We start from the raw sequence: 10,027 nt of genomic DNA, 5'->3' as shown, positions 1-10,027 counted from the left end.
AGATGAGTTTTTAAGTCTCAATCTGGATGAAGATGAAACGCCTTCGCAGGATGATAGCTTGGACACATTATCGTCACTGGAAAAAGAACTCGGTGAGCTTACGGACTGGGTTGACCCTGAGCTTAAGAATCAGGACCCTGAAATTGAAACGACTACTGCAGAAGTTAATGAGACAGCTCACTTGCAAGAGCCTGAAGAGAGCACCCCTGAAGCAGCCATTACTCCCGAGAAAGAAATAGCTTCAGCTACAGACAACACTAAGGATGAGCCCATGACAGAAAATAAAAAATCAGGTTTAGGCAGCAGGCTCATGCTCACTGCTACATTAATTTCCATGCTCATCGCTGCATTAGCCATTTGGATGAGTCTCGATGCATCGCAACAAGCTGCCAATCTGGCTCAGGAACCGGTCAAACTACAAAAGCAAATGGATCAAATGAATGAACATCAACAAAAACAGATACTGCTATTGCAACAACAGATTGAAAACCAGCAACAACAATTGAAGATACTGACCAATGTCATCTCAAACAAACAATCTGAGCAGTGGCGGGGAGCAATTGATAATACAGCAGTAGAAGGAAAACCAAACAGTGCTGAACCTGCATCCGTCAGCTCACCGACCCTTAAAAAATCCACCGAAAAACCTGTGGTATCTGAGCCTAGAGTTCAAACATCCGCGAAAAAAATATCACCTGCGCCTGTAGCTGCGAAGAGCCACCCCGTAATCAGCGTGAAGCAGGAGAATACTTCCGCCAAACCCATCATTGCATCTGAATATGCAACAGCTCCTGCATCCGTCCAGGGCTGGGTTGTTTACCTATTCTCCACCATGTCTCAAAAATCGGCAGAGCGTGAAACGCGTCAGTTTCGCAACAAAAAAATCGATGCCAAATACCTGCGCACCATCTCCAAAGGTAAGGTCTGGTACCATGTGCTGGTCAGTGGTTTTGAGGATGAACGAAAAGCAGCAGCCTTCAAAAAATTCATGAAAGAGTATCATGGAGTTGATTCCTATTATAACAAAAGCGCCAATAAGATCAGCTCTCCTCATGCGGCAACGCCTGTAACTAAAGCGGTTCAGCACAAAGAAAAAGCGCAAGCTCCAGTCAGTAAACCGCTCACCGATAACGCTAGTCACTCCTATCGCTTTGACGCGGTCGATTCAGAAGTCTGGTTACAGATATTTGCACCGGGCCAGGATGCGACAACAAAGGGAGACAAGTTAAAAGAGGTACTACTCAAAGTAGGCCATCACATTACTATTCAAGCCGCCTCTGAATCACTGTGGATCACGGCCGGGAACGCTCCTGGCCTCAGTATCACTGTAGATGGCAACGTCATTGCCAAAAACGGTAGCCTTGGTACTGGTAAAAAAGTATTACGCAATTATCGTTTCAGCATCAAATAAGCACTAATAATTTTTATATAGGATCGATGACACCATGGACAGCCTCAATCACACATTAGCACAGCAAGTAGTCAGTTGGGAATATAGTGCTGCCGCAACGCCGGATTTAAACGAAGTCCCCGTTCAACCCTTCCCCGCTTCTTTGCATGAGCAGGGCGAAACACGCGTGATTGCACTCGATCTTTCCGATATCCTGGAAACGCCTTATTTGGCAACATCTCCCGGCCTGTTGGCAAACTATGTTCGCATCTGCACCAATGAGCAGATATCCACCAAGGTAAACTCAACTTCGGAAGTGTTTTTTGTCATGCGTGGCGCAGGGCACACGGAAACAGAGAGTGGTACCATCGATTGGAAACAGGGGGATGCATTCACGCTTCCAACGAATCAGGGTGTCACCCACTTCGCTGACGAAGATAGCGCACTATACTGGACCCATGATGCACCTCTGCTGGACTATTTAGGCGTTGTACCAAATGCCCCTCGTTTTAAACCGGCTTTTTACAGCAGGGAATATATGAATGAAGAAGTGGAGCGCATCCGTGAGGTTGCCATCCGTGAAAACCGTAATCGTGTCGGTATTATTTTAGGCAATACCGATAGTGCCAAAACCAAAACCATCACGCATACCATGTGGTCGTTGTTTAACCTGTTACCTAAAGGTGCAGTTCAACGTGCTCACAGACATCAATCCGTCGCCCTCGATCTGGCGGTGTATTCAGGACCAGATACTTATACATTGATCGGCAAAAAAGTGGATGAACATGGTGACATCATTAATCCTGTCAAAGCCATGTGGGAGACCAATACAGTATTTGTTACACCTCCGGGATGGTGGCATTCACACCATAATGAATCCGATGAGAATGCCTATGTATTCCCGGTTCAGGATGCTGGCCTTCACACCTATCTGCGCACACTCGATATTCAGTTTGTACGCTAAAACCTAACGACTTCACCATAAGATATGCATAAGCCCGTATGCATAGTTTTGAGAGCGTCTCCAAACACTTCAAAGTAAAGCGTTTTATGAATCCAGCTTCTCTCTAACGACCTTACTAAACGTGTGTACCTGATAAGGTTTAGAAACAATACATTCTGTACCTGAAAGTGCTGAGTTGTTTAAAATTTCACCTCTGTCATAACCTGTACAGTAGATCACTTTCACATCATCACTAAACTCGGATATTCTCCGTATAGCTTCAACTCCTCCCATACGGGGCATGACAACATCCATGATCACCAGTGCAATCTCAACTTGATATTCAAGAAACATCTCAATGGCCATGACACCATCTTCAGCCTCTATAACGCAGTAATGAAGACTCTCCAACACATCCCTGCTGGCAGAACGCATATCAGGATCATCATCAACAAGCAGAATGGTTTCGCCATGTCCCTGCACGACATCATCCGACATTTGCTCATCAGCACTCACATTCAACGCATCGCTTAAGGGGAGATACACCTCAAAAGTAGTACCTTGATCAGGAGCAGAGCTTACTTCAATTATGCCGCCGTGATTATGAATTGCGCCATAGGACATCGCCAAACCAAGCCCTGTGCCTGAGCCCGTTTCTTTTGTGGTAAAGAACGGTTCAAACACATGCTCCAAATCATCTTCATTAACACCACAACCGTTATCCTGGACAGTGATTCTGGCAAATATGGAAGCAGTAAGATCGGTATATTTTCTCTTAAACGATTCATCCGCATCGACTTTCTCAAGCTTGATAACAATAGAAGGATTATCCACACCGATTAACGCATCTCTGGCATTGTTCACCAGATTCATCAGCACCTGCTGAAGCTGGGTCGCATCCCCATTGATGAACAGGTTGTCCTGGCAAAGCTCTTTCCTGACAAAAATATTTTCAGGCACTACCACTTCAAACATCTTCATTACGTCTTTGATAAAGGGCACTAAATCAAATATTTTCAATTCAACGCGTCCTTTACGGGCAAACACCAATAGCTGCTGAATCATATCAGAGGCGCGAAAGCTTAATGCTTCAACTGTAGCCAACTTTTTCTCAACATCTACGTCGTTTGACTTTTTCTTAGCCAGATACAAATTCCCTGTCATACCGGCCAACATATTATTCATATTATGATACATTAGGCAATACTCTATTTGTGTTCTAATTGTTGTTGGTGCCAACACCAGGCGTGAGCTATAATTTCATGCAAACTTGTATATTTGGGCTGCCAGGTGAGTAAACGTTTTGCTTTTTTTGAATCAGCAATCAATGAAATTGGGTCGCCAACACGTTTGTTGCCATAGGTCGTTGAAATTTCTATGCCGCTAATAGTGCGGCAGGCATCAACAACCTGCTGAACAGAGAAACCGCTTCCATTGCCCAGGTTGAATTGTTCGCTTTGTTTATGCATCTGTAAAAAGTTCAGTGCCCGCCAGTGCGCTACACAGAGATCATGCACATGAATGTAATCACGGATACAGGTACCATCGACAGTCTGATAATCATGCCCAAATATCGTTACATTATCACGCTGCCCCGCTGCAACTTGTAAAAGTAACGGGATTAAATGTGTTTCAGGGTTGTGCCTTTCGCCCAAACTGCCATCTGAATCGGCACCGGCAGCATTGAAATAGCGCAGGGAGATAGACTTTAAACCATAAGCTCGATCATAATCTTCCAGCATCTGCTCTACCATCCACTTACTGCGACCATAAGGGTTGAGCGGATTTTTGGGGTGTTCTTCATCAATAGGAAGATATTCAGGCTCTCCGAAAATGGCAGCGCTGGATGAAAAAATGAATTGATACACGCCATGATTGATCATGGTATCCAGAAGGTTCTGGGTATTGCTGACATTATTCCGGTAATATCTTGCAGGGTCTGTAATGGATTCGCCGACCAATGAAAAAGAAGCAAAGTGCATCACCGCATCAAACTGATGTTGCGTAAACAGCGCATCCAGGGAATCAACATCTGCCAGATCACCTTTATGCAACAGCGCAGCAGGCACTGCATCGGCATGGCCTGTACTCAAATTATCCAGCACCGTGATATTGCATGCTTGCTGCATCAAAAACTTCACCATGTGCGAACCGATATACCCGGCACCGCCCACCACCAGGATTTTCATTTCAATCATTTTTTTCAGAACCATTGTGTTTTTGTTTCCATTTGAAATTATAATGCTTATTACAAAAAAGAATGGTTTTTTTATAATATTCATATAATTCATTGTAAGATGCTTCCTGATGAGCACCGTTTATTGGAGCATACGCGGTATCATTGATTCGATGATACGCTGTACTGATGATGTTTCTGATCGGCTTAGCAGCTTTCCGAAGGGGGGAATTCATAATGAATATATATACCCTGCGTAATCCTAAATATGTTTTGGCTAAAGCCGGAGAACGAATAGAGACCGTTTTGTTTACCACTCCAAATTCATATTGATTATAATAATTAGAATCCAAACCAATATGGTTACATAAGGAGGTAAGCAACTCCCTGGGGGAATTTTTTAACTGGTCAAAACTTAAGACATGTAAGTTATCTCCAAAGAGATCCAAGGCTTGAGGAAGAAACTGCTCATATTGCCCCGACTCTTTTGCAAAGAAGCAACCATCGCTCTCTTTGAATGCTGTAAGTATGTGACCATTCATATCATAATAATCTTTTAATGATGTATGAGAATCAATTTTATTTAGTTGGATAGAGAAACGATACCAGGAAACAAAACGATCTACCGGGTGCCTTAAAACTGCCACCACTTGAACCGAACGAAAATAACATTCCATAGCTTTAATTCGAACCAACACACCAGGGGTATGTAAATAGTCAGGAGTAGCTTCGACTAGTGCTTTTGTATGTGGCTGAACAGAAGGAAATAAGCTCAAGAAATCCTCAAGTTTTTTTGAATATTGTCTTGGAACATCTGATTTATTTAATGCGTAATAACCTTCAGACATAAAATAACAGGATTGCTTCGTGATGCTTTCTGCAACCTGATAATGTTCCGATAAATAGCTAAATAGGCTACTTGTACCCGATTTTTGGGCTCCCACAATAACTATCAAATCAATGTCTTTATATTGTAACATAGCTCAACTCTTATTTGAGTTTAACGTCATAGGTTTATTTATGTTGATTGTATTTATTTGTTTCATCATGTTGCTCAAGACCTGCTCTTTTTCAATATGCTGTTTCGCATACTTTTTGGCATTGCCTCCTATGTTACTTCTTAGCTCAGGCTGATTTTTTAAAAACTCAATAGCTTGTTGCAATGCTTTAGCCGATTCCGGCGCACAACGAAATACTGCAGGGCTATCACCCTCCGCCAGTCGCCCCAGTTCAGTGTCTTTATCCGCAGTGACAATAGCTGCCCCACCAATGCCAAGAATATTGGTCAGTTTTGATGGCATCAGCAGATCAGCGGCAGCGCGTTTTTGAATCACCAGGTGAATATCTGCAGCACTGAGCAACGCAGGCAATTCTTCAAGTGGTTTCAGCGGTATAAACAGTATATTCGTTGCTCCTGACTTGCGCGCGATCATCTTTAATTGTGGTTTGGTTGCGCCATCCCCACATATCACAAACAGGCATTCAGGAAGTTTCTTCGCCACATCAAGAATAATCTCTAAACCCTGTTTTTCAGCGATATTGCCAGAATACAGGCACAAACAGCGTTGATCATCCAAGTCCAATTCATGCCTGATGCGTTGGCGACCAGATAAATCAAATTGTATCCGGGACAGGTCAGACCAGTTTGGAAACAGAAATGGCTTTTCAATACCTTTGATTCGTAAACGTGATTGCATTGAGGATGAGATGGTTGAAACCAAATCAAAGCGATGCATCAGCCAACGCTCCATCGATAAGAGTAGGTTCCGACCCCACGCATTTGAAATCATGCCCAGTTTAAACGCAGCATCAACTTCAAAATCCTGAATATGCAGCCAGCTCCTTGCACCCGATAAGCGTGCTGCCAGCCATGCTGCCGGCACACAAGAGAGAGCGGGCTCGGTAACCATCACGATATCGGGTTTCCAGAAAACTTGCCGCAACATGACCGGAAAACTGCTCAGGGCAAAACTGATCAAATGCAAAAGTCTTGTTCGCCCGGAAGGTTTTGCAGGCACAAATAGTGGGCAGCGCCATACCTGCGCGCCGTGCAATGTTTCCTGCGAATACCATCTGTTTGAATAGCCAGCAGAGATACTCCATGCAGGAAAATAAGGAGGAGCAGTCACAACGCGAACTTTATGCCCTTGCTCAACCAGCCACTCGGCCATTTCCGCATTATATTTGCCTACAGATATCATTTCCGGTGCATAGCTGGTGCTATAAATCAGGATTCGCATCTACTTTATAACGCATCCTTTGGTCGCATCAGGTTCAACACAACATATTGATTCAGAGGCTGTAAAATCTTAATATGATTGAACTTTTGCTCCAACCAATCGGCAAAGCGCAATATGGCATTGGTGGTGTTTTCAGGCATCAGCAGTGAAGTACACATCGCCAGTGGCGCAGAAACCAGGCCATAATACGTATTATTCACTTGCCAATGGCTATCGATCATAGCCAAATCTTGTATGCTTAATGGCTTTTCATCCATGCTTCTGGCTTTGGGTGTGAGATAACGAAACACCTTTAATAGCGGGTTGGCAGCCAATGGCTCCATAAAAACAGCTCTTCCACCCACTTTAAGTACACGCTGTATTTCAGCCAGAGATACGGCCAAATCCAAATGATGCAGAATCCCCCTGCCAATCACCATATCGAAGGAATGATCTTCAAAATCCATTTGATGCGCATCCATCACACAGCAATGAAATGTATTTTCAGGAAAACCTGCTTCGCTGATGGATTGTCTGGCGCTATCAATGTAGTTCATACTGATATCAATACCCGCAACAAAAGCCGCACCATTTTGCAAAAAACGCAAACTCTGTTCGCCATGACCACAGCCTAAATCAAGGATACGTAACCCCTTAAGGTTATCCGTAAATGCCAGAATATCTTTTTCCATTCGCATAATAGTTGGCGATGAGGAGACATGAGGAAAACGTTGCTTTACACGAATATTTTCACCCAACACATCATGCTCATCATGCGCTTCTCGCTCTCGGTTGACTCGTTCGGAGACATTACGATTATAATTAGCCATTATGAATTAAAAAAGCGTTTCAACTTATCTTCGACTTCCAACACACTCCATGCTGATAAGTTGGCTAACATCTCAGACTGAAATAATGACAGGTCGATAGGTTCAAATCTCACGATTCCCCCTTCACCCTTTCCTGCATCCATATTGCTGCTACCTGATGGCATGCCTGTGCTAAAATGAGGAAAGTTGCGCATATCAGACCTGTAATCCAGTAGAGCCTTTGTTTCCACAGGAAGCCTTTCTCTCCATTTATTACACATAGAGTTATAAATCCATAGAATGTTGACATCCCAACCGCCTTTGATTCCATGGAACTCATTATCAATCACACGGTATTTTCCTTCAAATGTTACAGCGCCTCCTGTTGCTTGCGCTTCTAACAAACCATTCACTGTATCCGAAAAGTTACAGTATTCATCATTATCTTCAGTTGTATTATCAAAAATATGATTTTTCCCTTGTGCCCATAATGATGGAATCTGATCTACATCATTCATTTCCCAAACTCTTCTCCCAGAATCATCTAACTTTATTCGTCCCTTTTCTTCTCCGAATAACATGCGAATACCAGCATCAATCTCCAATATGTTTTTATAAATGTTCTCTTCCTTTACTTTATCAACATATAGAGGGACGTTTGTATTCATGAATATGACCAGGTTTTTTACTTTTCTTCTGACTACCGGAATAATTCCATAATTATCCAAGTATCCGCCATCACCAAAAGACTGTTCGGTTGAAGCTGGCTTTTTTACATGCTCAAATGACCAGTGTTGATACCTTGGAAAAACAGCAAGCATTGGCTTGATCATCTTTATGGCCATTTTTAAAAGGTGATGGCTGGTGTCCGATGATATTTTTAAATCCTTTAAAATAACTCGTGAAATGTTCCCTGACCATTCAGGTAGTCCACGAGTCATTAAGGTTAGAAGCATCTTGCCTGAACCTTTACTTGGGTTGAGGGGTTTTATAGGGAGTGTTTTTTGAGGGAATAATTTACGCAGGAGGCTGGCTGCCCTTTTAAAGATTAAAAGCCTATTCAACATAAGCGTTATAAACAGTGCATGATATGCAGGTGCTGCACCACTGCTTGCCATATAATCCTGTAGGCTCAGACGATTATATTCATCTTTATGCTTTACGGTGATCATGTTATTTGCATCAATCGGACCTTTGGGTTCAGCATCAAAACCGACAGGCTCAATATACCCCCCACCTATACTGATCCCCCCGTTCGTTTCATCTCCAACATAATGACGGTAACTGCCAACGTACATTGGCGTAAACTCAAACAGGTAAAATGGAAAGCTGGTAAAGTCTTCCACACCCTCATTATTGAACTTTGTTAAAAAAGGAGTCGCGAGTTTTTCATTGTTAAACATATTGTGACCTAGCGAGCGCCAAGGATTCATATGTTTTTTGTTCATCAAGCAACTACCCGCAATTAAAAAAGGGCGATCTTCATTTCGTACAACATCAAAATCGTTAACTGTTAAGTTATCATTATTATTTAAAATCGCATCACGGGTTTCATCACTTAAAGTCACAAAACGCTGTATTTCATGCCCCAAACCCACTGGCTCAAGCATTGCCTCCCTAATCATTTTTCCATACGTTTCATCTTTCTCAGGAGTTTTTCCTGTTCTTCCATAGATAAGCTCAAATGTTTCTGCAGTAAGGACTTCTGACTCAGCTATACACTGTTTGGTGAAAATACTGGGTATGCTTTCCTGATTGAAGTTTTCAATGGTACATTCTTCAGGTGGAAAATAGTGACCTAGAAAGTGATCATCACTTATACCTGTTGGCAAAAAAGTGTATGGAATCGCAAACCATGCGCCACCTGAAATGCATGAGATATAGCGCACCTGTTCATTCAATTTAAGCCGATGCAATGCTCGCATTTGACCTACCGATGCAGATGCAGACCTAGTTCCCCCACCAGAAAAACAAATAGCAACATCTTTTTTCTTACTGTTTTTATCTAAAAGTTTTTTCTCTGGAAACACATAGTTGGGATCGGTTGATCGCCATACTTTTGCATATACCTGATCCTTACGCTCTCGTCGTTGTTCTTGTTTTAATTCCTTTCGCTCAGCTTTATTCTCTTGCCGTAGCTCTTTTCTGTCAGCTCTATTTTCCTGTCGCAGGTCTTTTCGCTTTGATCTGTTTTCTTTAAACTGATCAACTCGATCTTTAATTGATTCAGGTCTATTCGCTTTTCTTTCATTGCGATTTTCTTGTCTTAATTCTTTTCGTTCACCCCTGTTTTCCTGTCTTTGACTTTTTCTTTCATTACGGTTTTCTTGTTTTAACTCTTTTCTTTCAGCCTTCCGGTCTTTGCGAGCGGCCTTATTTTTCTTTCTATTAATTGCCATAAAATCACTCCCTATCTACTTTACACAGGTTTATTACAAAATAGCCGTCATTCGTGTGAGGTAGTTTTAATCTTCTGTCATAAAATTTAAC

At 42.5% G+C, this 10,027-nt stretch carries 8 protein-coding genes; 2 read left to right on the top strand and 6 right to left on the bottom strand.

Annotation, left to right across the window (positions count from 1 at the left end):
* Both D8Y20_RS11520 and D8Y20_RS11515 read left to right on the top strand, forming a co-directional pair.
* The coding region (locus D8Y20_RS11520; protein ID WP_236075422.1) for an SPOR domain-containing protein at positions 1-1,411 on the top strand (1,411 nt) is incomplete at its 5' end.
* Positions 1,412-1,445: 34 nt separating this feature from the next.
* Positions 1,446-2,354, top strand: coding sequence for a hypothetical protein (locus D8Y20_RS11515; protein WP_121543857.1), 909 nt, complete (start codon positions 1,446-1,448; stop codon positions 2,352-2,354).
* 84 nt (positions 2,355-2,438) lie between these two features.
* On the opposite strand, the gene D8Y20_RS11510 is transcribed toward D8Y20_RS11515, so the two are convergent.
* Genes D8Y20_RS11510 through D8Y20_RS11485 form a run of 6 tightly spaced genes read right to left on the bottom strand, consistent with a single transcriptional unit; the run spans position 2,439 to position 9,936 of the window.
* Positions 2,439-3,518, bottom strand: coding sequence for an ATP-binding protein (locus D8Y20_RS11510; RefSeq protein WP_121543863.1), 1,080 nt, complete (start codon positions 3,516-3,518; stop codon positions 2,439-2,441).
* Positions 3,519-3,541: 23 nt separating this feature from the next.
* Positions 3,542-4,522, bottom strand: coding sequence for a UDP-glucose 4-epimerase GalE (gene galE / locus D8Y20_RS11505; protein WP_121543862.1), 981 nt, complete (start codon positions 4,520-4,522; stop codon positions 3,542-3,544).
* A gap of 1 nt (position 4,523) precedes the next feature.
* Entirely contained in the window at positions 4,524-5,489 is a 966-nt protein-coding gene (locus D8Y20_RS11500; RefSeq protein ID WP_121543856.1) for a sulfotransferase, read from the bottom strand.
* 3 nt (positions 5,490-5,492) lie between these two features.
* On the bottom strand, positions 5,493-6,749 hold the full coding sequence (locus tag D8Y20_RS11495; protein ID WP_121543855.1) for a glycosyltransferase WbuB: 1,257 nt from the start codon (positions 6,747-6,749) through the stop codon (positions 5,493-5,495).
* 5 nt (positions 6,750-6,754) lie between these two features.
* On the bottom strand, positions 6,755-7,558 hold the full coding sequence (locus D8Y20_RS11490) for a class I SAM-dependent methyltransferase (RefSeq protein ID WP_121543854.1): 804 nt from the start codon (positions 7,556-7,558) through the stop codon (positions 6,755-6,757).
* Positions 7,558-9,936 (bottom strand): patatin-like phospholipase family protein, encoded by a 2,379-nt coding sequence (locus D8Y20_RS11485; RefSeq protein ID WP_121543853.1) that lies wholly within the window; start codon positions 9,934-9,936, stop codon positions 7,558-7,560. Before D8Y20_RS11485 ends, D8Y20_RS11490 begins: the two co-directional genes overlap by 1 nt.
* Between the last annotated feature and the right edge of the window lie 91 nt (positions 9,937-10,027).

Origin of the sequence: Mariprofundus sp. EBB-1, assembly GCF_003665155.1 — a bacterium.
Lineage (GTDB): Bacteria > Pseudomonadota > Zetaproteobacteria > Mariprofundales > Mariprofundaceae > Mariprofundus.
The sequence above is the reverse complement of the archived record's forward strand: the minus strand, read 5'-3'. Positions and strand labels throughout refer to the sequence as shown.